A 23,619-nucleotide genomic window follows, 5' to 3' on the forward strand; every position below is an offset into this window, starting at 1 on the left:
ATCAGGCGCGCGCTGCGTTCAGTGTGTCGCGCGTGTGCTGCGCGGCCTGGCGCGCGGCCTGCGCGAAGTCCGCACCCTGCGCGGCATAGAGGATGGCGCGCGAGGAGTTGACGATGATGGGCCCCTGCGCGCGCAGCCCGGCGCGCACCGTGGCCACGGCGTCGCCGCCCTGGGCGCCCACGCCGGGAATCAAGAGCGGCAGCGTGGGCGCGAGGGCGCGCACGCGTTCAATCTCGTGCGGGTAGGTGGCGCCTACCACCAGGCCAAGCTGGCCGTTCTTGTTCCATGGGCCCTGCGCCAGGGCGGCGATGTGCTCATACACCAGGGGCTGGCCGGGCACGCTGGCCAGGCGTTGTGCCTGCAGGTCGTCGCCGCCGGGGTTGGAGGTGCGGCACAGCAGGAAGGCACCCTTGCCGTGGTATTCGAGGTAGGGTTGTACCGAGTCCCAGCCCATGAAGGGCGAGAGGGTCACGGCGTCGGCGCCGTAGCGCTCGAAGGCCTCGCGCGCGTACTGCTGGGCTGTGGAGCCGATGTCGCCGCGCTTGGCATCCAGGATCACCGGGACGTGCGGCGCGTTGCAGCGCATGTGCTGCATCAGCCGTTCGAGCTGGTCTTCGGCGCCGTGCGCGGCGAAGTAGGCAATTTGCGGCTTGAAGGCACACACCAGGTCCGCCGTGGCATCCACGATGGCGGCGCAGAAGTCGTAGATGCGGTGCGGGTCGCCGCGCATGCCCTCAGGGAAGCGCGAGGGTTCGGGGTCCAGGCCGACGCAGAGCATGGAGTCGTTGCGCGTGGTGGCGTCGCGCAGCATGTCGAGAAAGGTCATCCGGCGATTTTAGGTCTGCACACGGCAACGGCATCGGGCCAGGCGTGTGGCACGCCGCCACCTGGGGTGCGGAAAAAAGAAAAGGCTGCCGGGGGCAGCCTTGGCGCGATGCGATGCCGCGTTAGCGGGGCGTGGCCAGCAGGCGCTGCACGTCGCGGTCGTTGGGCAGTGCGTAGTCGTGGCCGCGGATGATGCGGCTGTCCTCGGTGCGCACCAGCTTCAGGCTCACGTAGGTGAAGTTGGCGGCCGGCGAGTAGGTGCCCACGAGCACCAGCGAGGCGTTGTAGCTGCGCGCGATGTCCTTGATCTCGCGCGACAGCAGCAGCTCGCCCGCACCTTCCTTGACGAAGATGTCGCCGCGCAGCTTGACTTCCTTGACGTTGAAGCCGAGGGCGGCCATCTGCGATGCGTACTGCTCCGACAGCGTGCGACCCAGCGGAGCCGAGCGGCTCAGGTCGTTGACGTTGACCACGGTGGCCACAAGCACGGGCCCGCCGCCCAGCGCGTTCAGGTCAAACCCGGCCGTCAGCTTGCTGACGGCCTCGCGGCTGTTCTGCAGCAGCGGTGCGGTGGCTGCCTCTTGGTAGGTGGGCTCGGTGCGCCCCACGTTCTGTGGCGCGCTGTTGCAGCCTGCCAGCACGGCCGCGGCGGCCAAGGTGGAGAGGATGGCCAGGGTCTTCATTGCGACACCACCTTCAGGTTCATGGGACGGTATGCGGCGCCGCGCATGAACAGCGGCGTGTCGGCGTTTTCGAGGTAGTACACGTCGGTCTTGCGTGCCACGTACTGGCCGTTACGCGAGACGGTGGTCGTGAGGATCATCTCGGTGTTCGTCGGGCCGCCAGAGTTGATGCTGTTGGCATAGTCGGCGGCAACAGCCAGGCCCAGGCCGGCCAGGATCTTAGCGTCCACATGCTCGTGGCGCAGGCCGTAGGCGGCGCCTACGCCGGCCGCCAGCATGGTGAACATGCCGGGGATGAAATGCGGGCGGTCGCTGTTGTGGCGCACCACCTGGGCTTCGTAGGTCACGTCCAGGGTCTGGCCCGGGGCCTGCATCACGGGCGTGCCGCTTTGCACGAACTGGGTGATCAGGAAGTCGCGGAAGGCGTAGTCAAACGCGCTGGGGTTCGGCGGCAGGGCCACGTACAGCGGTGCGCCCGCGGCGCCCGCCTGGTTGAGCGTGCCCAGCGTCTGGGCCACCACGTCGCGCGAGACCAGTTCCCAGTGGCCGGCAGAGCGCACCTTCTGCTGGCTGGTGTATTGGAAATTCTCCGCCACGGGGATGGGTGCGTTGGCGCAGCCCGTCAGCATGGCAGCGGTGCCGACCAGAACGGCCGCGCCGATGGCCTTGGAAATGGACATGGTTCCCTCCTACGGAATTGGAAATGGGTGTGTCGGGGCCGGATAACGCCGCGACATTGGCGAATGATTTTGGGTGCGAGACTCGCCAAAAAACAAGAGAAAACTACGCTAACTGCGCCAGCCGCTTGGCATTTGTTGTTTTTGGCCCATGGGAATGGCGATCGGGCGGCATTTTTGTTGCCAGATGTATATGCCGCCCGGGGTGGCGCATTTTCAATGGCTGGCGCGGCGCTCCAGAATTTCAAATGCCGGCAGGGTTTTGCCTTCCAGCACTTCCAAGAATGCACCGCCGCCAGTGGAGATATAGCCCACCTGCTTTTCGATACCGTATTTGGCAATGGCCGCGAGCGTATCGCCACCGCCGGCAATGCTGAAGGCGCTGGATTGGGCAATGGCCTGGGCGATGGTGCGCGTGCCATTTTCGAACGCCGCGAACTCGAACACGCCGACCGGGCCGTTCCAGACGATGGTGCCGGCCTGCAGGAGCTGCTGTGCCAGTCGGGCGGCGGTTTCGGGGCCGATGTCGAGGATCATGTCGTCGTCGGCCACTGCGGTGGCCGGCTTGACGGTGGCGGGCGCATCGGCCGCGAAGGTTTTGGCGACCACCACGTCGGTGGGGATCGGCACTTCGGCGCCGCGTGCGGCCATGGCGTCGATCACGGCCTTGGCTTCGCCCACGAGGCCGGGTTCGGCCAGCGATTTGCCGATGTTCAGCCCGGCCGCCAGCATGAAGGTGTTGGCGATGCCACCGCCGACGATGAGCTGGTCCACGTTACGCGCCAGCGATTGCAGGATGGTCAACTTGGTCGAGACCTTGGAGCCCGCGACAATGGCGGCGAGCGGGCGCTTGGGGCTTGCCAGCGCCTTGGTGATGGCGTCGATCTCGGCCGCCAGCAGCGGGCCGGCGCAGGCTGTCTTGGCGTACTCCGCGATGCCGTAGGTCGTGCCCTCGGCGCGGTGCGCAGTGCCGAAGGCATCGTTCACGTAGATGTCGCACAGCGCGGCCATCTTCTGCGCCAGCTCGGGCTTGTTCTTCTTCTCGCCGGGGTTGACGCGGCAGTTCTCCAGCAGCACCACCTGGCCGGGCGCGACCTGTACGCCATCGACCCACTGCGCCACCAGCGGCACAGCGCGGCCCAGCAGCTCCGACAGGCGCTGCGCCACGGGGGCGAGCGAGTCTTCGGGCTTGAATTCGCCCTCGGTGGGGCGGCCCAGATGGCTGGTCACCATCACAGCGGCGCCGGCGTCAAGCGCCATCTGGATACAGGGCACGGAAGCGCGGATGCGGGTGTCCTCGGTGATGCGGCCCGCATCGTCCTGGGGCACGTTGAGGTCGGCACGGATGAAGACGCGCTGGCCCTGGACTTTGCCCTGGGCGCACAGGTCGGAGAAACGCAGAATGTTCATGGCGGGAGGTATGGCAAAAAAGCGCGCACATTGTAGGCGGCGCTGGCCCCGGCCTCCCGTCCCGCTGGCTGCTACCAGCCGAGTCCGATATGCAGCGGCAGGTACACCGCCATGCCCACGACGATGGTGCCGAGGATGCCGCGGCGCCAGAAGTAGTAGCCCGTGGCACACAGCACGGCTGGCCAGCGCGCGTCCTGCAGCGTTTGGATGAGCGCGCCCTGCGTCATGAAAATCTCGGGCGCAATCACGGCGGTGAGTGCGGCCAGCGGCGCGTACTTGAGGCCGCGCTTGAGCCAGTCGGGCAGCGGCAACTCGCGCTCCGGAATCATGAAGAACGCGCGTGTGACGACGGTGATCACCGCCAAGCCCAGGGTGGCAAGCACGGGTTCGAGCCAGCCGTGGTCCATCATGGATGGCGCTCCTCGCGCAGCGGCACCTCGTCGCCTGCCGCGACGCGCTGCAGTTCGTCTTCAGGCAGGGCACTGTCGGCGGGCACCAGCACCACCTCGGGGTGGTGGCGGCGCCGGTCCACGGCTTCCATCAGCAGGCCCGCTGCGATGGCGGCGGCGATGGCCACGAGGATGTTGAGCTTCAGTGGCAGCGCAAAAGCCGCAATGGCGGCCGTGGCTGCCACGCCCGTGGCCAGCCAGGTGGCGCGGTCGAACAGCAGCGACAGCAGCACGCCCAGCAGCGCCAGCACGCCCGCGAAGCCCAGTCCCCAGGACAGCGGCACCCAGTTGGCCAGCAGGATGCCGGCGATGGACGGCACTTGCCAGGCCAGCCAGTTGACGCTGGCGGCACCCCAGAAGTACGGCACCTGGCTCGGCTCTGGCTGGGGCTTGGGGTAGCGCTTGAGGAAGGCGACGAAGATCACGTCTCCGCTGAAATAGCCGAGGGTGAGCCGCTGGCGCAGCGGCAAGGGCGCGAAGTAGCTGCGCCACATGTTGCTGAAAATAACGAAGCGCAGGTTCACGCAGGCCGCGGTCAGCCACACAACCCACAGCGGAGCTCCCACGGCCAGCAACGGCAGCACAGCCAGTTGCGCGCTGCCCGCGTACACCAGCAGCGACATGAGCAGCGCCAGCGCCACCGGCATGCCCGTCTTGACCATGGCCACGCCGGTGACCAGTCCCCAGGCGCCCACGCCCAGACCGGTGCCCAGCATGTCGGTGACGCCCTGGCGGAAGGCCGGCTGGCGCAGCAGGGCGGCGGCGTTCATGCGCCCAGCACCAGCCCCTGCGGCAAGGCGAAGCCGCGCAGGAACTCGGCGGCGCGCAGGCGCTTGCCACCGGCGCGCTGCAGCACCGTGAGCCGTAGCACGCCCTGGCCGCAGGCCACGCGCACGCCGGCATCGTCTATAGACAAAATCTGGCCCGAAGCCGCATCAGGCAAGCGCGGGAAGCTATCAATTTCACAGCTCCACAGCTTGATCGCCTCGCCCTGGGCCTGCGTGCTGGCCCCCGGAAAGGGGTCGAAGGCGCGGATGCGCCGCGCGATGGCTTCGGCTGGCAGCGCCCAGTCGATGAGCGCCTCGTGCTTGTCGATCTTGTGCGCGTAGGTGACGCCCTCGGCAGGCTGCGGCGTGGCGGTGAGTCCGGTGCCGGCCGCCAGGTCGAGGGCCTGCACGATCAGCCGCCCGCCCATGGTGGCCAAGCGGTCGTGCAACGTGGCCGTGGTGTCGGCTGCCGCGATGGGCGTACTTTCCGCCAGCAGCATGGCGCCCGTGTCCAGGCCTGCGTCCATCTGCATGATGGTCACGCCGGTTTCGGCGTCGCCCGCCTCGATGGCGCGATGGATCGGCGCCGCGCCGCGCCAGCGCGGCAGCAGGCTGGCGTGGATGTTCAGGCAGCCCAGGCGTGGCAGGTCGAGCACCCACTGCGGCAGGATCAGCCCGTAGGCCGCGACGACCATGGCATCGGGCCGCGCTGCCTCCAGCGCCGTGCGTGCCGCGGCGGCGTCCGCGGGATGTTTGCCATCCAGGCGCAGGCTCAGCGGCTGCGCCACGGCAATGCCGTGCTGCAGCGCGCACTGCTTGACGGGTGAGGCCTGCAGTTTCATGCCCCGGCCAGCGGGGCGGTCCGGCTGGGTCAGCACCAGGGGAACCTCGTGGCCCGCCTGCAGCAACTGCGCCAGTGCCACGCGGGCGAATTCCGGCGTGCCGGCGAAGACCAGCCTCATGCGCGTGTGGCCTCGCGCTGCTGCTTGAGCATCTTGGTTTTGATGCGGTTGCGCTTGAGCGGCGAGAGGTAATCGACGAACACCTTGCCCAGCAGGTGGTCCATCTCGTGCTGCATGCACACGGCCAGCAGGCCCTCGGCCTCGATTGTGCGCGCGACGCCTTTTTCATCGAGGGCGCGTACGTGCACGGCACTGGAGCGCTCCACGCCGTCGTAGATGCCGGGGACGGAAAGGCAGCCTTCGTCGCCCACCACCTTCTCGGCGCTGGCCCAGACGATCTCGGGGTTGATCAGCACCAGCGGCTGGTCGCGCTCCTCTGAGGTGTCGATGACCACCACGCGCTCGTGAACGTCCACCTGGGTCGCGGCCAAGCCGATACCCTGCGCGTCGTACATGGTGGCCAGCATGTCGCTGACCAGCGATTGGATGCGCGCATCGACAGCTTGCACGGGCTGGGCGACTTTGTGCAGGCGCGGATCGGGATAACAAAGAATCGGAAGAATTGCCATGGCCGAATGGAGAATATGTCGTTATTTTCGCCACTTTTACCAAGGCTTGCAGATGCGATTTTCAATAAGCGTTGCCCAATCAAGGCCTTGAGCAGAGAATCTGAGATGATTTGTTATGTATTCAACCGCCATGCTCGCCCTGCCGGGCATTCCGTGCGGTGCCAGTGAGACAGTGAGAGGGCGTTTTTCCATGCATCAACCAAGCAAGCACAAGGCGGCTGGCGCGTACGCACGCGCGCTGTGCCTGTTGGCGGCATTGGCCGCCACGGGTGCGGCCACGGCGCAGCAACCGTCGTATCCCGTGACCGCCGCCCAGCGAGCCACGGCCCAGCAGACGGCGCAAAACGGCATCCCCGTGGCTGAATTGGCCGCCAACGCGCCGGAAACCTACGTGGTCAAGCGCGGAGACACCCTGTGGGGCATTGCCGGCATGTACCTGCAACGCCCCTGGCGCTGGCCCGAGCTGTGGGGCATGAACCTGCAGGCCGTGGCCAACCCGCACCGCATCTACCCCGGGCAAACGCTCTACCTGGACCGGCAGGGCGGTTATGCCCGGCTGTCCACTACGCGGCCGGGCTCGACGGAGCCCGAGACGGTGCGCCTCTCGCCGCGCACGCGCACCGAGAGCTTGGCAGATTTGGCCTTGCCCACGCTCAAGCCGCATTTGATTGAGCCTTTCCTGGTTGAGCCCATCGTGGTGGATGACGGCACCTTTGCCCATGCACCGCGCATTGTGGCCACCACGGACGAGCGCGTGCTCATGGCCAGCGGCGACCGGGCTTATGTGCGTGGTGAATCTGGCAAGCCGCTGCTGCGCGAGCCTGGGGAGCCCCGCCGTTTCCAGGTCTACCGCGATGCGGTGGCGCTCAAGGATCCGCTGACGGGTGACATACTGGGCTACGAGGGGCAGTACCTCGGCAAGGCAGAGCTGATCAAGGGCGAGGGCCTGGAAGAGTCCTCCGATGGCCGGGGGCATACCGTCGCGGAATACGTTCCGGCCACGGTGATGCTGACCAACACCAAGGAGGATGTGCGGGCCGGGGATCGGCTGTTGCCCGCGCCTGAGCGCACTTTCTCTAGCTATGTGCCGCATGCGCCGGAAATGGAAGTGGATGCGCGCGTTGTGTCGATTTACGGCAGTACCAAGGTGCGCTACGCCGCCCAGAACCAAGTGGTGACCATCAACAAGGGAATCGCCGACGGTATCGAGCCCGGCCATGTGCTGCAGATCGTGACCCAAGGCGACCGCATTCTCGACCAAACCGACCCTGACCGGGCCACGATCAAGCTGCCCAGCGAGCGCAATGGGCTGGCGATGGTGTTCCGCACCTTCGATCGTGTCTCGTACGTGCTGCTGCTGCAGCTGGGGTCGGGCGTGCGCGTCGGCGACCGGCTCATCAACCCGAACTGATCGTTCCAGGCGCTTGCGATGGAGCGCAGCGAACTGGACGCCTGGCTGCGCCTGACCCTTACGCCAGGGGTGGGCAACCACACGGTGCGCCGGTTGCTCGCGCTGTGTGGGTTGCCCGAGCAGGTGTTCCAGCAGCCTGCGCTATGGCATGGCCATGTCACTGCGGCCCAGGCGCGTGCGTTGGCCGTGGAGCCCGAGGGGCTGGCTGCGCTGGCCGAGACCACGTGGCAATGGCTGCACGGCGCGGCCGATGGTGTGGGGCGCAGGGTCCTCACCTTGGCGGATGCTGCATACCCGGTGCTGCTGCTGGCAACGGAAGACCCGCCGCCGCTGCTTTACGTGATGGGGCCAGAGCAGGTACTGGACCGCCCCTTGTTTTTCCCAGACCCGTGCTTGGCGGTGGTGGGCAGCCGCAGCCCCACCGCCCAGGGGGCCCTGCATGCACGTCAGTTTGCCAAGGCGCTTCGGGAGGCTGGGCTGTGCATCGTTTCCGGCATGGCTTTGGGCGTGGATGCTGCAGCGCATGAAGGTGCGCTGGAGGACGTGCCCGAGGGTTGCCTGGCGACCATCGCGGTTGTGGGTACCGGGCTCGACCGGGTCTATCCCAGCCGGCACCGCGCCTTGGCGCACCGCATCGCGCGCCAGGGCCTGCTGGTTAGCGAGTACCCTTTGGGTACGCCACCGCTGGCGGCCAATTTTCCCAAGCGCAACCGCATCATCGCCGGGTTATCGCAGGGCACGCTGGTCGTCGAGGCGGCGCTGCAATCGGGCTCCCTCATCACCGCCCGCCTGGCGGCTGAGCAGGGGCGCGAGGTGTTTGCGATCCCCGGATCCATACAGTCGCCGCAGGCCCGCGGGTGCCATGCCCTGATACGCCAGGGGGCCAAGCTGGTGGAGACGATCCAGGATGTGCTGGAGGAGTTGCAGCTGCAGGTTCCTGCAGCGGTGGCGCTGCCGACCGCCGCCGCAGAGGCCCCGCAGAGCGACGAACCACTGCTGTCCGCCATGGGCTGGGATCCGATAGGACTGGATGCACTGATCGCCCGCACGGGCATGGACGCTCCCGCCTTGCAAGTGGCGCTGCTGGAGTACGAACTCGCGGGCCGGGTCGCGCGCCTGCCTGGGGGGAGTTTTCAGCGCATGGCGCTTAGTTGAGTAGCCGCTCGGGGTTGGCGTCAATTTTTGCCAGCGCGTCGCGCGTGGCGCGTACCGTCAGACCTTCCTCGTCTTGTGGCACCAGCAGGCCGGCCTGCAGATAGGCACCCAGGCGGCGCAACTGGATCAGGTAGCAGGAGCCATCAATGGCGGCGAACAGGTGCAGTCGCTTGCGCTCGCTGCGCCACGCGTATTGCACCTGTGCGGAAGCACCGTTGTGGTCCAGCTGGTACCAGGCGCCCAAGGGCAGCTCCTGGGCCCAGGCCACCATGTCTTCCTGAACCGGTGCCCCGGTATCGGCAATCACCTGGATGGCCGATGCGTCGATGCCCAGCATCATCTCGATGTTGTCGTTCGACAGCGGCATGTCCCCCAGCGTGGCGTCGCCAATAAAGTCTTCTAGGTTGGCCAAGCGCTTGGCCATGGCGTCGATGTGTGCCTGTGGAATGGCGGCGGTCTTTGCCAGGAAGGCTTCAGCCAGTGTGTCGGTCAGTGCCTTGATCTGCGCATCCTGGGCCTCGCCCTCGACGCCGAGCAGCGCCAGCCCCTGGCGCAGGCGTTGCAGCAGTCCCGGCAGGCTCTGGATCACCTGGGCGCGGTCGCTGCGATGGGGTTTGGCGCTGGCCGCCCACACCAAGTCTGCGGCCGTGTGTTTGTAAGCCAGCGTGTCCGCGTGCTGGGCGCCGTCACGCACTGCGGACAGGGCCAGCACCTCGGCCCAGGTCTTGAACAGAAACTCACGGATTTCATCCCGCACCGGCATGTCTTTCAACAGGGTGCGCAGCTCAATGGTGTACTGGATTGCCAGCGTCTCGCGCTGTTCCACCTGCTGTGCCACGCTGACCAACTTCGCCGTGGCCTGCCCCTCGGTCAGGAATTTGGACAGGAACTTCTCAAACTCGTCATAGACGAGCTGGAACACGCGCCGCCCAGTTTCCGGGTATTGCTCGATCACCTGCACGATACGCCGTACTTCGGCTTCAAGCGCATTGCCGTTGATGGAAGAGGCATCGAACCCCATCACGCAGGCACCCATGCGGTCAATGAGGCGCCGCGCCGGGTGGTCGAGGTTGCTGAAGAATTCAGGCTCCGCCAGCGCCACGCGCAACACCGGGACCTGTAGGCGCGCGAACCAGACACGCACGGCGGAAGGAATGCGGTCTTCCGTCAGGATGCTCTGGAACATCAACGCAACCACCTCGATGATGGCTTTCTCGCTCGCGGTAGCGGCCTTTTTCTTGAGTTCGGTCGACTGTTCGCGCACCTGGCCTACGAGCTGAACCACGGCCACCGGGCCAGCATCGGGCGCCATCGCGCCCAGGTTGCTATAGAAGGTGCTGGCCTGTACGCGCTGGGCGGCCAGCGCCTGGGTCAGAGCCTGCGTGGCGGGCGGGGCCTGCACCATGTCGTAGCCGGTGACCGGCTGAACCAGCAGGCGCCTCAGCTGGGTCATCACGTTCTGGGCGCGCTGGCGTGCGCGCACCAGTGGCGCTGCCCCCATGCCCATGCCTGCCATGGGCATGCCGGGGCCGTGTGGGGCGTAGCCAGAGTGGGGGCGCAGGTGTGGCGCAACGCCCGCATGCGCGAGCGCCTGGGCCGTCATGCCGCTGGTGCTGCCCTGGCCTGTGTCCAGGCCGCCTGCCATGCTGCTGCCGGTGGACGGGCCGGAGCCAGAGGGCGACGCCGCCCGGCGCACCCGTGCGCGCAGGTCGGTCTGCACCACCACGCCCCGTTCGTCGTACAGCGTATTCAGCGCCTGGTACTGAGATTGCAGCAGCTCGGCCACAGCGCGTTGCAAGGGATCGAGCACGGCCTGCAGGTCCGCGCGCAGCAGCTTGGAGCCTACCCACTGCTCGACCAGCAACTGGCAGCAGGCTTCCGGGCGCAGGATGTCCTGGCTGGAGAGTTCCTGGCCTTCGAGCTGCTGGGTGCGTTCGCGTACCGGATCGAAAACGCTGCCCACGGACTCCATCACGGCGAGTGCCATGCGGGAGGCAACGATCTTGTTCTCCACCACGTCGTCGTCCACCAAAGCCAGGGTCAGTTCTGGCCCGCTGGCCAGCGTCTGCCCCATGGGGGCAGCGGGCGCGTTCAGCGCCTTTTGCCATGCACCCGCCACGGCGCGGGCCCAGGCCTGGCGCTGGTCACGGTAGCGCTGCCAGGTATCGCGCCGGTCTTGCATCTCGCGCGTCGAGCCGGTCTGGGCAATGAGCGCGTCGAGGAATGCCAGCAGGCTCTTGTCGAGCTGCGGAATCCCGCCGCACAGCCCTTGGACAAAGCGCTGGCGCGCCAACGTGGCCAGCGGGTGTGAGGGCGGGTTCGGAGGGAGCGGCATGGCCGGTGATCCTGGCTGTTAATGCATCAGACGACGGCGCCTGCGTTGGGATCGTTGGGGTCGCCGCCCTCTTCCTTTTTGCCGGTCTTCACCAGATCCTCGCGCTTGACGCCCAGCCACATGGCAATGGCTGCCGCCACGAACACCGAGGAGTAGATACCGAACAGGATACCGATGGTCAGCGCCAGCGCGAAATAGTGCAGGCTCGGGCCACCGAAGAAGAACATGGCGAGCACCATCGCCTCGGTCGAGGCGTGGGTGATGATGGTGCGGCTCATGGTGGAGGTGATGGCGTGGTCGATCACCTCGGACGTGCTGAGCTTGCGAAACTTGCGGAAGGCCTCGCGGATACGGTCGAAGATCACCACCGACTCGTTCACCGAGTAGCCCAGCACGGCCAGCACACCCGCCAGCACCGACAGCGAGAACTCCCACTGGAAGAAGGCGAAGAAGCCCAGGATGATGACCACGTCGTGCAGGTTGGCGATGATGGCCGCGACGCCGAACTTCCACTCGAAGCGCAGCGCCAGGTAGATCACGATGCCCAGCACCACCATGCCCAGCGCCATCAGACCGCCGTGCACCAGTTCCTCGCCGACCTGTGGGCCAACGAATTCGGTGCGGCGCAGCTGCACGCTGTCATCCTGCGCCTTGAGCGCGGCCAGCACCTGCTCGCTTTGCTGGGCCGAGGTCACGCCCTTCTGTACCGGCAGGCGGATCATCACGTCGCGCGAGGTGCCGAAGTTCTGCACCACCACATCGGAGTAGCCCAGGCCGGCCACCGTCTCGCGCACCTTGCCGACGTCGGCCGTCTGCGTGTAGGCCACTTCCATCACGGTGCCCCCCGTGAATTCGACCGACAGGTGCAGGCCGCGTGTGACGAGGAAGAACACCGCCAGGGCAAAAGTGATGAAGGACACCGCGTTGAGCACCAACGCGTACTTCATGAACGGGATGTCTTTTTTGATGCGGAAAAACTCCATGGCTTTCCCCTTCTTCAGTTATTGCTGCCGCGTGCAGCCACGGAACGCAGCTCGGAGGTGTCCTCAGGCTTCCACACCTGGCCGATGGCCACGCTCTTGAGCTTCTTGCGGCGGCCATACCAGAGGTTGACCAGCCCGCGCGAGAAGAACACGGCCGAGAACATGCTGGTGAGGATGCCGATGCAGTGCACCACGGCGAAGCCGCGCACCGGGCCGGAGCCGAAGGCCAGCAGCGCCAAACCGGCGATCAGCGTGGTCACGTTCGAGTCCAGGATGGTGGCCCAGGCGCGCTCGTAGCCGGCGGCAATCGCCGCCTGCGGCGTCACGCCGGCACGCAGCTCCTCGCGGATGCGTTCGTTGATGAGCACGTTCGAGTCGATGGCCACCCCCAGCGCTAGTGCCATGGCGGCAATGCCGGGCAGCGTCAGCGTGGCCTGCAGCATCGACAGGATGGCGATCAGCATCAGCACGTTGACCGACAGCGCGATGGTGGAGAACACGCCGAACAGCATGTAGTACACGCACATGAACGCAGCGATCGCCACCATGCCCCAGACCACCGAGTTGATACCGCGCGCGATGTTGTCGGCGCCCAGGCTCGGGCCAATGGTGTATTCCTCGATGATCTCCATCGGCGCCGCGAGCGACCCGGCGCGCAGCAGCAGCGCTGTGTCGTTGGCTTCCACGGTGGTCATGCGGCCCGAGATTTGCACGCGACCGCCGCCAATCTCGGAGCGGATCACCGGCGCGGTGACGACCTCGCCCTTGCCCTTCTCGAACAGCACGATGGCCATGCGCTTGCCGACGTTCTCGCGCGTAATGTCCTTGAAGATGCGCGAGCCCTTGGCGTCGAGCACCAGGTTCACGGTCGGCTCCTGCGTCTGGCCATCGAAGCCAGGCTGGGCATCGGTGAGGTTCTCGCCCGTCAGCACCACCTGCTTCTTCACGATCACGGCCATGCCGTTGCGGTCGAGGTATTTTTCGTCGCCGAACGGCACCGGGCCGCTGCCCAGCTCGGCGGCGCGCGCTTCGGTGGATTCGTCCACCATGCGCACTTCCAGCGTGGCCGTGCGGCCCAGGATGTCCTTGGCCTTGGCCGTGTCCTGCACGCCGGGCAGCTGCACCACGATGCGGTCCAGCCCCTGCTGCTGGATCACCGGCTCGGCCACGCCCAGCTCGTTGATCCGGTTGTGCAGCGTGACCATGTTCTGCTTCAGCGCCTGCTCCTGCACCTTGCGCAGGGCCTCGGGCTTGATGGTGGCGCGCAGCTTGAAGCCGTCGCCATCCGGGCCGGTGGTGGCTACCAGGTCGGGGAACTGGTCGGCCACCAGGTTGCGTGCGGCCGTCAGCGTGGCCTCGTCGCGCACCTTGATTTCTACGGACTGGCCGTCGCGGCTGATGCCGCCGTGGCGGATGTTCTTCTCGCGCAGGCTGGTGCGCAGGTCGCCGGCGAAGGACTCGGCCTTCTTGGTCAGCGCCGCTTGCATGTCCACCTGCAGCATGAAGTGCACGCCGCCACGCAAATCCAGGCCCAGGAACATGGGCTGCGCGTGCAGGGCCTTGAGCCAGGCGGGCGAGCGCGAGACCAAGCCCAGCGCAATGATGTAAGGCGGGTCGCTGGCGTCGGGCACCAGGGCCTTCTGCAGCACGTCCTTGGCTTTGAGCTGGGTGTCGGGCGTGTCGAAGCGTGCGCGCACCGAGTTGCCGTCGAAGCTCACGCTGTCGGGCGTCACGCCCGCCGCCTTGAGCGCCTCTTCCACGCGGGCCTGGACGGCGGTATCGACCTTGATGGTGGCCTTGGCCGACGAGACCTGCACGGCAGGTGCCTCGCCGAAGAAATTGGGCAGGGTGTACAGCGCACCCACCAGCAGCGCGATGACCAGGATCGCGTACTTCCAGACCGGATAACGGTTCATGATGGCGCTCTTAGCTCACTGGAAACAGTGTGGTGGAGGCAGCCGCCTGCGCGCCCTGCCCCCGGGTCAACAAAACGGCGATTACTTGATCGTGCCCTTGGGCAGCACCTGCGCCACGGCGCTGCGCTGGATCTGCACTTCCACGCCCTGGGCGATCTGGATGTACAGCACACCCTCGGACAGGCGCGTCACCGTGCCCAGGATGCCACCGGCCGTAGCCACTTCGTCGCCCTTGGAGAGGGCATCGATCATGGCGCGGTGTTCCTTCTGGCGCTTCATCTGCGGACGGATCATGACGAAGTACAGCACCACGAACATCAGCACCAGTGGCAGCATGCCCGTGAGCTGGGACATCATGTCGCCGCCACCGGCAGCGGCTGCGGGCGCGGTCTGTGCAAAGGCAGAAGAAATAAACACGGGGATAACTCCACAACGGATGTGTAAGACAAAAAGGGCTTGCCCCAGACCAAGGGCGGGGCAGGGTAACAGAGCATTGTATGCGGCACCAGTTCCCCGGCCCCTGCGCTCCGGGGTAACTCCGGGGGGATTTATTTTTAAGCAAAAAGAGCTTCCAGCGCATGACAGGCAAGCGCTGGAAGCTCTTTTTTTAATAGCAATCGGTCAGGCCGAGGCGCGGCTGTCCTGGCGCCATTGCTGCATCAGGCGCTCCCACTGCGCGCGCGCGGCCTTCAGGTGGCGCTCCTTCACGTGGCCAAAACCGCGGATGTCTTCGGGAATGCGGGCGATCTGCACTGCCAGCGCCAGATTGCTGGCGTTCAGACCCGCCAGCAGCTCTTCGATGCAGGCGCGGTACTCGGTGATCAGCGCACGCTCGGTGCGTCGCTCCTCGGTCTTGCCGAAAATGTCCAGCGCGCCGCCACGCAGGCCCTTCAGGCGTGCGAGCCAGGTGAAGGTCGTGCGCATCCACGGGCCGTAGGGCTTCTTGACCAGTTCGCCCTTGTCGTTGCGCTGGGCGGTCAGGGGTGGGGCCATGTGGTGCACCACGCGGTAGTCGCCCTCGAACATGTCGGCCAGCTTTTGCGTGAAGGCCGGGTCGGTGTGCAGGCGGGCCACCTCGTACTCGTCCTTGTAGGCCATGAGCTTGAACAGGTAGCGCGCCACGGCCTCGCTCAGGCGCGTGCCACTGCCCAGGCGGGCTTCAGCGGCCTGCACCTGGTCGACGAAGGCCTTGTACTGCGCGGCGTAGGCACTGTCCTGGTAGCCCGTGAGAAACTCCACGCGCTTGGCGACCAGCTCGGCCAGCGCGGGCTTCTTGACGAACTGGATGACCTGCGCGGCCTGGAACAGCGCCTGCACGGCCGCCAGGTCGTGCGCGCAGCGGCGGCCCCATTCAAACGCGGCCTTGTTGTTTTCCACCTGCACGCCGTTGAGTTCCATGGCGCGCATCAGCGAAGCCAGGGTCAGCGGCACGCGGCCCTTTTGCCACGCGTAGCCCAGCAGCAGCGGGTTGGTGTAGATGCTGTCGCCCAGCAGTTGCGTGGCCACCTGTTCGGCGTCAAAACTGCCCACGCTGCCATCGCCCAGCGCGCTGGTGATGGCCGTGTCGCAATGCGCGTCGGGGAACTGCCAGTTGGGGTTGTTCACGAACGACGCGGTGGGCGTGCGGTGCGTGTTCAGCGCCACAAAGGTGCGGCCCGGTTGCAGCACGGCCAGCGTGGCCTTGTTGGCGGCCACGATGGCGTCGCAGCCAATCACCAGGTCGGCCTTGGCGGTATCGACCTTGGTGGTGTAGATGGCATCGGGCCGGTTGGCAATCTGGATGTGGCTCCAGGTGGCTCCGCCCTTCTGGGCCAGGCCTGCGGCGTCTTGCGTGATGACGCCCTTGCCTTCCAGGTGGGCGGCCATGCCCAGCAGCGAGCCAATGGTGATAACCCCCGTGCCGCCCACGCCCGCCACCACGATGCCCCAGGCCACATCAGCCACGGGCAGCACGGGTTCGGGGATGTTGGGCAGGGCCGAGAGGTCGCCCTTCTTGTCTTTCTTGGGCTTCTTGAGCTGGCCGCCTTCCACCGTGACGAAGCTGGGGCAGAAGCCCTTCACGCACGAGTAGTCCTTGTTGCAGGTGCTCTGGTTGATGCGGCGCTTGCGGCCAAATTCGGTCTCCACCGGCTCCACCGACAGGCAGTTGGACTGCACCGAGCAGTCGCCGCAGCCCTCGCACACCAGCTCGTTGATGACCACGGTCTTGTCGGGCGTGGCAAGCTTGCCGCGCTTGCGGCGGCGGCGCTTTTCGGTGGCGCAGGTCTGGTCGTAGATGATGGCGGTGCAGCCCTTGACCTCGCGGAACTCGCGCTGGATGCGGTCCAGCTCGTCGCGGTGGTGCACCGTGACGCCCTGGGCCAAGGCCACGCCGTCGTACTTCTGCGGCTCGTCCGTCACGATGACCAGCCGGGCCACGCCCTCGGCCTTCAGGCTGTTCATGATCTGCAGCACCGAGTGGCCCTCGGGCCGTTCGCCCACGGTCTGCCCGCCGGTCATGGCCACGGCGTCGTTGTAGAGCACCTTGTAGGTGATGTTCACGCCCGCCGCGATGCTCTGGCGGATGGCCAGCAGCCCGCTGTGGAAGTACGTGCCGTCGCCCAGGTTGGAGAAGATGTGCTCTTCGGTGGTAAAGGGCTGCTGGCCCACCCAGGTCACGCCCTCGCCACCCATCTGCGTGAAGGTGCTGGTGCGGCGGTCGGGCATCCAGTTGACCATGTAGTGGCAGCCGATGCCGGCCACGGCACGCGAGCCTTCGGGCACGCGGGTGCTGGTGTTGTGCGGGCAGCCGCTGCAGAACCAGGGCGTGCGGTCGCCGGAAGGGTCCACCTGGGTCTCGGCCAGCGCGCGTTCACGCGCTTCGATGATGGCCAGGCGGGCGTCCATGCGCTGCACTACGTGCTCGGGCACGCCCAGCTTCTTCAGGCGCTTGGCAATGGCCTTGGCAATGATGGCGGGCGTCAGGTCGGCCTTGGGGCGCAGCAACCAGTTCTGGCTGGGGTTGGGCATGCTCCACTCGCCACCCGAGTTGTCGCCCGGCACTTCGTCGAACTTGCCCAGCACGTTGGGGCGCACATCGGCGCGCCAGTTGTACAGCTCTTCCTTGAGCTGGTATTCGATGACCTGGCGCTTTTCCTCCACCACCAGAATCTCTTGCAGGCCCTCGGCAAAGTCGCGGGTGATGGTGGCTTCAAGCGGCCACACCACGTTGACCTTGTGCACGCGAATGCCCAGGCTGCGGCAGGTGTCGTCATCAAGCCCCAGGTCCACCAGGGCCTGGCGCATGTCGTTGTAGGCCTTGCCGCTGGCAATGATGCCGAAGCGGTCTTGTTTGCCTTCGATGACGTTGTAGTTGAGCTTGTTGGCGCGGATGTACGCCAGGGCGGCATACCACTTGTAGTCCATCAGGCGCGCTTCCTGCTCCAGCGGCGCGTCGGGCCAGCGGATGTGCAGGCCGCCGGGCGGCATGGCGAAGTCCTCGGGCAGGACGATCTTCACGCGGTCCGGGTCCACGCTGATGCTGCTGGACGACTCCACCACTTCCTGGATGGTCTTCATGCCCGACCACACACCCGAGAAGCGGCTCATGGCAAAGGCGTGCAGGCCCATGTCCAGAATGTCCTGCACGCTGCTGGGGAAGAACACTGGCGTGCCGCAGGCCTTGAAAATGTGGTCGCTCTGGTGCGCGGCCGTGCTGCTCTTGCTGATGTGGTCGTCGCCCGCAATGGCGATCACGCCGCCGTGCTTTGACGTACCCGCCATGTTGGCGTGCTTGAACACGTCCGCGCAGCGGTCCACGCCCGGGCCCTTGCCGTACCAGATGCCGAACACGCCGTCGTATTTTTTCTTCTCGGGGTACAGGTCGAGCTGCTGCGTGCCCCACACGGCGGTGGCGCCCAGCTCCTCGTTCACGCCGGGCTGGAAGACGACGTGGTTCTCGGCCAGGTGCGTCTTGGCCGCCCACAGCGCCTGGTCGTAGGTGCCCAGCGGGCTGCCGCGGTAGCCGCTGATGAAGCCGGCCGTGTTCAGGCCCGCGGCCGCATCGCGCTGGCGCTGCAGCATGGGCAGGCGCACCAGGGCCTGCACGCCGCTCATGAAGGCACGGCCTTCGGCCAGGGTGTATTTGTCCTCCAGGGTGACAGTCTCTAGGGCTTTGCGGATCGATTCGGGCAAGGGGGCGTTCATGGCTGTCTCCGTGGGGGATGGCGACCCTGCCACCGCCTTGTGGGCAGCAGCGGGCGTTGCAATAGATGGTCTGCGAGCAGTTTAGGCAGGCGTGCCAGATATGTGCTTTCGTTTTTATGCCGTGTTTACCCTTGATTTAGAAAGCATCTTTCTTAGAATTAAAGAAAAATGAACAAATTAGACAAATACGACCTCGCCATCTTGCAAGAATTGCAGGCCGACGCCCGTCTGACGAATGCCGAGCTGGCCCAGCGCGTGGGCCTGTCGGCCGCGCCATGCTGGCGCCGGGTGCGCGCGCTGGAAGAGGCCGGCTTCATCAAGGGCTACCGCGCCGAAATCGACCGCCACAAGATCGGCCTGGGCGTACTGGCCTTTGTGCGGCTGGACGCCGACCGCAGCACCGGCAACCTCACCCGCGCCATGGAGGAAGCCATCCGCCAGATCCCCGAAGTGGTGGCCTGCCACTACATCAGCGGCACGGGCACCTTCGAGCTGCAGGTCGTGGCGCGCGATCTGGACAGCTTTTCGCAGTTTGCGCGCGATGTGCTGCTGAACCTGCCCAACGTGAAAGACATGCACACCAGCTTCTCGCTGGGCGAGGTCAAGGCCGGCGGCGCGTTGCCGCTCAAGCACCTGGTGTCGAATGCTTCCTGAATGCTATTAATTCAGTAGCTGCTAGCGCTTTCTGTATAAGCGCTAGAGGCCTATTTCATTCAAATTCCGTGGTGCTGGCAAAGCTGCGCCGCAGGATCCCCAGCAGCATGGCGCGCAGCAGCGCTGGCAGGTCGGCATCGGCGGCGGACGCTTGCAGGGCCGCAGCCAGACCGCTCTCGTGCGCGGCCACCGTGCCAGTGACCTCTGCCTGCCAGCGCTGGGCCAGCCCGGCCGTTTCATGCGCGGGCACGCGGGCCTGGTGGGCGATGGCAAGGTAGTGCGCGCAAGCCGCTTCGGCCGCGTGGCGCAGCAGCGCCTGCCGCCCCTCGCCCTTGTTCTGGAACGCGCGCACGGCCCATGCCGTGGTGCCGCCCAGCAGCGCACCCAGGGCGGTGCCCGCCCCCAGCGTCAGGCCGCCCGTGCCCAGGTCGATCAGCGCGCCGGCCTTGGCCCCTGCCGCCGCACCGGCCGCAGCGCCCGCCGAAGTGCCCAGGGCCAGGGCCGTGCCGTCGGCGCGGCGCGGGGCGGGCAGCGGCGCGTGCGCGGCGCTTGGCGCTTGCGCCGGCAGGCCATGCAGGGTGCGCAGCGCCGCGTCGAGCGCCTGCACCTGCTGCGCATACGGGGCCGCCGCGTCGCCGGGGGGCAGGCTGGCGCAGGCGCGCAGGTGCCGCGCGAGGGCTTGCACGGACTGGTCGAAGCGCTGCGCATTGCGCTCCACCCAGGCCGCGCGCAGGCGGGCCAGGGCGGGGCGCTGCGCCGGCAGAGCTGCCCCCAGGGGGGCAAACAGGGCGGGCTCCAGCAGCCAGCTGGCGCCAAAGTCCTCCCAACGCAGCGCACGCCGGGGTGCAGCCTGCCATGCGGGCGGGGCGGCGTCGTCGCACCAGGCCAGCACCGCGTCCACCGGCTCGTCGGCGCTGGCGAAGCGCAAGCGGTCGCCGTGTGCGCTTTGCACGTCTTGCAGAACCTGCGCCTGCGGGCCGAGCAGGCCGACCGCCAGATCCCCAGGCAGGCTGGCGCGCAGGGCGTCGAAGGTCGGGCTCTCCAGGTCGATGTGTGCCTGCCACCGGGCTGCACGCCAGTGCGCCCAGGCCGCCAGGGCCAGGCGCGGCAGCACCACGGCGAGCAGCAGCAGGCCCACGTACATCCACACCCAGCGGCCGCCCGCCGAGCCTTCGCCCGCGAAATTCTGCGCGGCCGCGATCTCCGGCAGCGTGAACGGCGCCAGGCCGAACAGTGCGGTAAGCGGCCAGAACAGCACGGCGACGATGGCGTGCACCTGCGTGGCGTCGAGAAACGTGCTTTCCCACCCGAACTGGTAGCGCACCACCAGCCCGCGCAGCAGCAGCGACAGCGCGATGCCCGCGCCCCAGGCGGCCGCGCACAGGTGCAGCACGCAGGCGGCACGCTGCTGCAGCGCGCCGGCCATGTGGGCGAGCCAGCGGGCGTGGAAGTCTGCCGCGATGCGCCCTGCCAGGCCGCGTGCGCCGCCGCGCCGGCCCAGGTGGCGCAGCCCTTGCAGCCACGCACTGGGCCGGGACGGACGCCATGCCTGCCACGCGATCAGCAGGTACACCGCCAGGTTCCAGGCCAGCACGAGGAGCAGCGGCGGCGAGAGCAGGTCCACCCGGTGGGCGTTGGCGATGCGGTCGATGGCCAGCCCCAGCAGCAGTGCCGCCAGCGGCAGGCCGCGCGCCAGCCAGCGCCAGCGTGCGCCGGGCTGGCGCAGCGCGGCCACGGCGGCATCGCGGGTGCTGGCGTGGTCGGCGATGGCGGCGGCGCGCTGCAGCACCACGTCGCCCACGCCCACGCGCTGCACGCCGCGCGCACGGGCAGCAGCCACGGCGCTGCGTGTGGCCTCCTCCAGTGCGGGCGGGCTGACCAGGGTGTGCCCGCTGTCCGCGTGCTCGATGGCCTGGGCCAGCAGCACGGTGCGCAGCTGGGGCGCGGTGACGCGCATCGATGCTCCTGATTCAGTAGCTGCTAGCGCTTTCTGCATAAGCGCTGGGGGCACTTTTCTTCATTATTTTGGCCACAGCGCCCACAGGCGCAGCCCCTGTTTCAGCCGCCCGGCCACGTCGCCCGCCTCGGGGCCCCAGCCAGTGAAAAAGTCCGCCCGCACCGCGCCCACGATGGCGCTACCCGTGTCCTGCGCCATCACCAGGCGCGCCAGCTGCACCTGGGGGCCGCTGGAGGCCAGCCACACCGGGGTGCCGTAGGGAATGCTCTGCCGGTCCACGGCGATGGAGCGCCCGGGGGTCAGCGCCACGCCCTGCGCTCCCTTGGGGCCGAAGGCGGCGTCCAGGCCGTCAAGCGGCTCCTCGCGGAAGAACACGTAGCGCGGGTTGCTCCACAGCAGCTCGTTCACGCGCTGCGGGTTGGCGGCGATCCAGGCCTTGATGCCGGGCCAGGTGGCATCGCGCGTGGCGCCCTGGTCCAGCAGCCAGCGGCCCACGCTTTGGTAGGGGTGGTCGTTGGTGCCGGCAAAAGCCAGGCGCACCAGGCGCTGGCTGCCGTCGGGCTCGGTCACGCGCAGCCGCCCCGAGCCCTGGATGTGCAGCACCAGCGCGTCCACCGGGTCGCGCAGCCAGGCAATGGCGCGCCCGGCGAGCGCGGCCTGGGCCTCGGGCAGGGTCTCGATCTGCTGGCGCGTGTACCAGGGCTTGCGCTCGAAGCTGGCCGGCAGCCGGTACAGCGGCACGTTGAAGCCGTTGCCGGGCAGGCGCGCGGCGTCCATCAGCGGCTCGTAGTAGCCGGTGAGCAGCCCGTCGGCGCGGCCGTCGAAGGCCTCGATGCGGTAGGGCTGCAGCCGCGCCACCATCCAGGCGCGCTGCTCCTCGGCGCTGGCAATGGACAGGCGCCGCACTTCGGCGCACAGCGGTGCGAACGCGGGCGCGGGGCGCTCGCAGCCCTTGATCCAGGCATTCCAGGCCTCATGCAGCGCGTCGCTGTCGAACCCAGGCAGTTCCGACCAGTGCACCGGCACCCAGCGGCTCTTGCCCTGGGCCAGCGGCGGCGGCAGCGGTCCGGTGTCGCCGGGCACGGGCGCCGTGGGCGCGGGTGTGCCTGCCGAGGGGCGCTGGGGTGCGGGCGGCGGCGGGGTGGAGCAGGCGGCCAGCATTCCTACAATCAGCGTCGTCAGAACAACGCGCAGGGGTCGGGAAATCATGGGCTGGATTGTGCTTGAAGCCTTGCTGGCGTTGGCGCTGCTGCTGGGCATCGTGTGGTGGACCATGTTTGCGGGGCGCCGCCGGGGCGAGCCGCCGCGCACGCCGGAAGACGGTTCGGACGCGCCGTGACGCGGGGGCCACGTCCCTGGGCCCTGGCAAAAAATGCGCGGCCTGCATGCAGAGTACACGGGTGCTGCCGATAATGGGATCGTCCTTATCACTTCTGCAAAGGAAGCCTCATGCGTACTTCTCATCGTTCTCTTCTGGGGGTTGCCGCTGCCGTCGTGCTGCTCAGCGGCTGTGCCAACATGTCTGATACCCAGCGCCGCACGGCCACTGGCGCGGGCGTGGGTGCCGTGGCGGGCGCCGTGGTGGGTGCGGCTACCGGGGGTAGCGTGGGTACGGGCGCGGTCATCGGCGCGGGTGTGGGTGCCCTGGGCACCTATATCTGGTCGCAGCACATGGAGCAGCAGCGGCGCGACATGGAGCAGGCCACCCGGGGCACCGGCGTGGGCGTGGTGCAGACGGCGGACAACCAGCTCAAGCTCGATATTCCGAGCGACATCTCGTTCGACACCGGCCGCTCCGACATCAAGGCCAACTTTGCCCCCATCCTTGAGCGCTTCGCCGAGGGCCTGCGCAACAACCCCAACGCCGAGGTGCGCATCGTCGGCCACACCGACAGCACGGGCAGCGACGCCATTAACAACCCGCTGTCGCTGGCTCGCGCCGAGAGCGCGCGCAACTTCCTCACCATGCGCGGTGTGAGCGGCGCGCGCATCCAGGTTGAAGGCCGCGGATCGCACCAGCCGGTGGCGAGCAACGACACCCTGGACGGCCGCGCGCGCAACCGCCGCGTCGAGATCTACGTGGGCGAGCGTCCGCGCGGCTGATCGCCGCCCTCCTGGTGCAGGACGTTGGCCAGCTCCACGGCCGACTTGACCTGCATCTTGTCGAAAACGCGTGCACGGTGCACCTCCACCGTGCGCACGCTGATGCCCAGTTGGTCGGCGATGAGTTTGTTCGGCAACCCCTGCGCCACCAGCTGCATCACGTCGCGCTCGCGCTCGGTCAGCTCGGTCAGGCGCGCGGCGAGCGCGGCCTGCGCGCGCTGGGCTGCCAGTTGGGTGCCAGAGGCCTGCAGGGCCTGTTCGACGCGGTCCACCAAGGCGTTGTCGGAAAACGGTTTTTCGTAAAAATCAAAGGCGCCGCGCTGCACCGCTTCCACCGCCGTGCGCACGTCGGCATGGCCGGTGAGGAAGATGACCGGCAGCGTGGCCAGCAAGCCTTGGGCCCGCAGCTGCTCAAACAGCGCCAGGCCGCTCAGGGTGCCCATGCGGATGTCCAGCAGCAGGCAAGCGCTGTGGCGCAGCGGTGCGCGGGCCTGCAGCGCCGCCGCGAAGGCTTCGGCGCTGTCGAAAGACTCGCTGTGCAGGCGGCGCGAGCGCAGCAGCCACGCCAGTGCCTCGCGGACGGCGGCGTCATCGTCGACGATGAAAACGCATGCAGTGTTCAGGGGCTCCATGGCGGG

General features: G+C 67.4%; 20 protein-coding genes. 4 read left to right on the forward strand and 16 right to left on the reverse strand.

Annotated elements, in window-relative coordinates:
• Nucleotide 1: 1 nt before the first annotated feature.
• The 8 genes from pyrF to def form a co-directional block, all read right to left on the reverse strand.
• Nucleotides 2-826, reverse strand: coding sequence for an orotidine-5'-phosphate decarboxylase (gene pyrF, locus BN2503_RS02840; RefSeq protein WP_054255132.1), 825 nt, complete (start codon nt 824-826; stop codon nt 2-4).
• Between the two features lie 121 nt (nt 827-947).
• Entirely contained in the window at nt 948-1,508 is a 561-nt protein-coding gene (locus BN2503_RS02845; protein WP_054255133.1) for a FlgO family outer membrane protein, read from the reverse strand.
• Nucleotides 1,505-2,188, reverse strand: coding sequence for a hypothetical protein (locus BN2503_RS02850; RefSeq protein ID WP_054255134.1), 684 nt, complete (start codon nt 2,186-2,188; stop codon nt 1,505-1,507). Before BN2503_RS02850 ends, BN2503_RS02845 begins: the two co-directional genes overlap by 4 nt.
• Before the next feature lie 213 nt (nt 2,189-2,401).
• Nucleotides 2,402-3,595 (reverse strand): phosphoglycerate kinase, encoded by a 1,194-nt coding sequence (locus BN2503_RS02855; RefSeq protein WP_054255135.1) that lies wholly within the window; start codon nt 3,593-3,595, stop codon nt 2,402-2,404.
• A gap of 71 nt (nt 3,596-3,666) precedes the next feature.
• Complete coding sequence (locus tag BN2503_RS02860) at nt 3,667-4,002, reverse strand: AzlD domain-containing protein (protein ID WP_054255136.1); 336 nt, start codon at nt 4,000-4,002, stop codon at nt 3,667-3,669.
• Nucleotides 4,002-4,814, reverse strand: a complete 813-nt coding sequence (locus BN2503_RS02865) for an AzlC family ABC transporter permease (RefSeq protein ID WP_054255137.1) — start codon at nt 4,812-4,814, stop codon at nt 4,002-4,004. Before BN2503_RS02865 ends, BN2503_RS02860 begins: the two co-directional genes overlap by 1 nt.
• Complete coding sequence (gene fmt / locus BN2503_RS02870) at nt 4,811-5,773, reverse strand: methionyl-tRNA formyltransferase (protein WP_054255138.1); 963 nt, start codon at nt 5,771-5,773, stop codon at nt 4,811-4,813. Before fmt ends, BN2503_RS02865 begins: the two co-directional genes overlap by 4 nt.
• On the reverse strand, nt 5,770-6,282 hold the full coding sequence (gene def, locus BN2503_RS02875; protein WP_054255139.1) for a peptide deformylase: 513 nt from the start codon (nt 6,280-6,282) through the stop codon (nt 5,770-5,772). Before def ends, fmt begins: the two co-directional genes overlap by 4 nt.
• 190 nt (nt 6,283-6,472) lie before the next feature.
• Between def and BN2503_RS02880 the strand changes: the two genes are divergently transcribed.
• Entirely contained in the window at nt 6,473-7,693 is a 1,221-nt protein-coding gene (locus tag BN2503_RS02880; protein WP_082366480.1) for a LysM peptidoglycan-binding domain-containing protein, read from the forward strand.
• An 18-nt stretch (nt 7,694-7,711) separates the two neighbouring features.
• Nucleotides 7,712-8,848, forward strand: a complete 1,137-nt coding sequence (gene dprA, locus BN2503_RS02885) for a DNA-processing protein DprA (protein ID WP_054255141.1) — start codon at nt 7,712-7,714, stop codon at nt 8,846-8,848.
• On the opposite strand, the gene BN2503_RS02890 is transcribed toward dprA, so the two are convergent.
• The 5 genes from BN2503_RS02890 to BN2503_RS02910 all read right to left on the reverse strand — a co-directional run bounded on the left by BN2503_RS02890 (nt 8,841) and on the right by BN2503_RS02910 (nt 18,267).
• Entirely contained in the window at nt 8,841-11,183 is a 2,343-nt protein-coding gene (locus BN2503_RS02890) for a DUF1631 family protein (RefSeq protein WP_054255142.1), read from the reverse strand. The two genes, dprA and BN2503_RS02890, sit on opposite strands and share 8 nt — an antisense overlap.
• A gap of 26 nt (nt 11,184-11,209) precedes the next feature.
• On the reverse strand, nt 11,210-12,166 hold the full coding sequence (gene secF, locus BN2503_RS02895) for a protein translocase subunit SecF (protein WP_054255143.1): 957 nt from the start codon (nt 12,164-12,166) through the stop codon (nt 11,210-11,212).
• Nucleotides 12,167-12,180: 14 nt separating this feature from the next.
• Nucleotides 12,181-14,082, reverse strand: coding sequence for a protein translocase subunit SecD (gene secD / locus BN2503_RS02900; RefSeq protein WP_054255144.1), 1,902 nt, complete (start codon nt 14,080-14,082; stop codon nt 12,181-12,183).
• An 81-nt stretch (nt 14,083-14,163) separates the two neighbouring features.
• A complete protein-coding gene (gene yajC, locus BN2503_RS02905; protein ID WP_054255145.1) occupies nt 14,164-14,499 on the reverse strand; it encodes a preprotein translocase subunit YajC in 336 nt (111 codons plus the stop codon).
• A 204-nt stretch (nt 14,500-14,703) separates the two neighbouring features.
• Complete coding sequence (locus BN2503_RS02910) at nt 14,704-18,267, reverse strand: indolepyruvate ferredoxin oxidoreductase family protein (protein ID WP_054255146.1); 3,564 nt, start codon at nt 18,265-18,267, stop codon at nt 14,704-14,706.
• Between the two features lie 168 nt (nt 18,268-18,435).
• Here BN2503_RS02910 and BN2503_RS02915 point away from each other — a divergent pair, with 168 nt between their 5' ends.
• On the forward strand, nt 18,436-18,921 hold the full coding sequence (locus BN2503_RS02915; protein WP_054255147.1) for an Lrp/AsnC family transcriptional regulator: 486 nt from the start codon (nt 18,436-18,438) through the stop codon (nt 18,919-18,921).
• Between the two features lie 55 nt (nt 18,922-18,976).
• Here BN2503_RS02915 and BN2503_RS02920 read toward each other — a convergent pair whose 3' ends face one another.
• Together BN2503_RS02920 and mltA are read right to left on the reverse strand one after the other, a co-directional pair.
• Nucleotides 18,977-20,878: a DUF2868 domain-containing protein gene (locus BN2503_RS02920; RefSeq protein WP_054255148.1), complete on the reverse strand. Its 1,902-nt coding sequence runs from the start codon at nt 20,876-20,878 to the stop codon at nt 18,977-18,979.
• Between the two features lie 63 nt (nt 20,879-20,941).
• Nucleotides 20,942-22,153, reverse strand: a complete 1,212-nt coding sequence (mltA, locus tag BN2503_RS02925) for a murein transglycosylase A (RefSeq protein WP_082366486.1) — start codon at nt 22,151-22,153, stop codon at nt 20,942-20,944.
• A 174-nt stretch (nt 22,154-22,327) separates the two neighbouring features.
• On the opposite strand from mltA, the gene BN2503_RS02930 reads away from it, so the two are divergent.
• The gene (locus BN2503_RS02930) at nt 22,328-22,981 is read left to right on the forward strand and encodes a YiaD family glycine zipper/OmpA-like lipoprotein (protein WP_054255149.1); all 654 of its coding nucleotides are present in this window, start codon (nt 22,328-22,330) and stop codon (nt 22,979-22,981) included.
• On the opposite strand, the gene BN2503_RS02935 is transcribed toward BN2503_RS02930, so the two are convergent.
• Nucleotides 22,954-23,613 carry a response regulator transcription factor gene (locus BN2503_RS02935; RefSeq protein WP_054255150.1) on the reverse strand — a complete coding sequence of 220 codons (660 nt, stop codon included), beginning with the start codon at nt 23,611-23,613 and terminating at the stop codon, nt 22,954-22,956. The genes BN2503_RS02930 and BN2503_RS02935 overlap by 28 nt on opposite strands.
• Nucleotides 23,614-23,619: the final 6 nt, after the last annotated feature.

The organism is Paenacidovorax caeni, from assembly GCF_001298675.1.
Taxonomy (GTDB): domain Bacteria; phylum Pseudomonadota; class Gammaproteobacteria; order Burkholderiales; family Burkholderiaceae_C; genus Paenacidovorax; species Paenacidovorax caeni.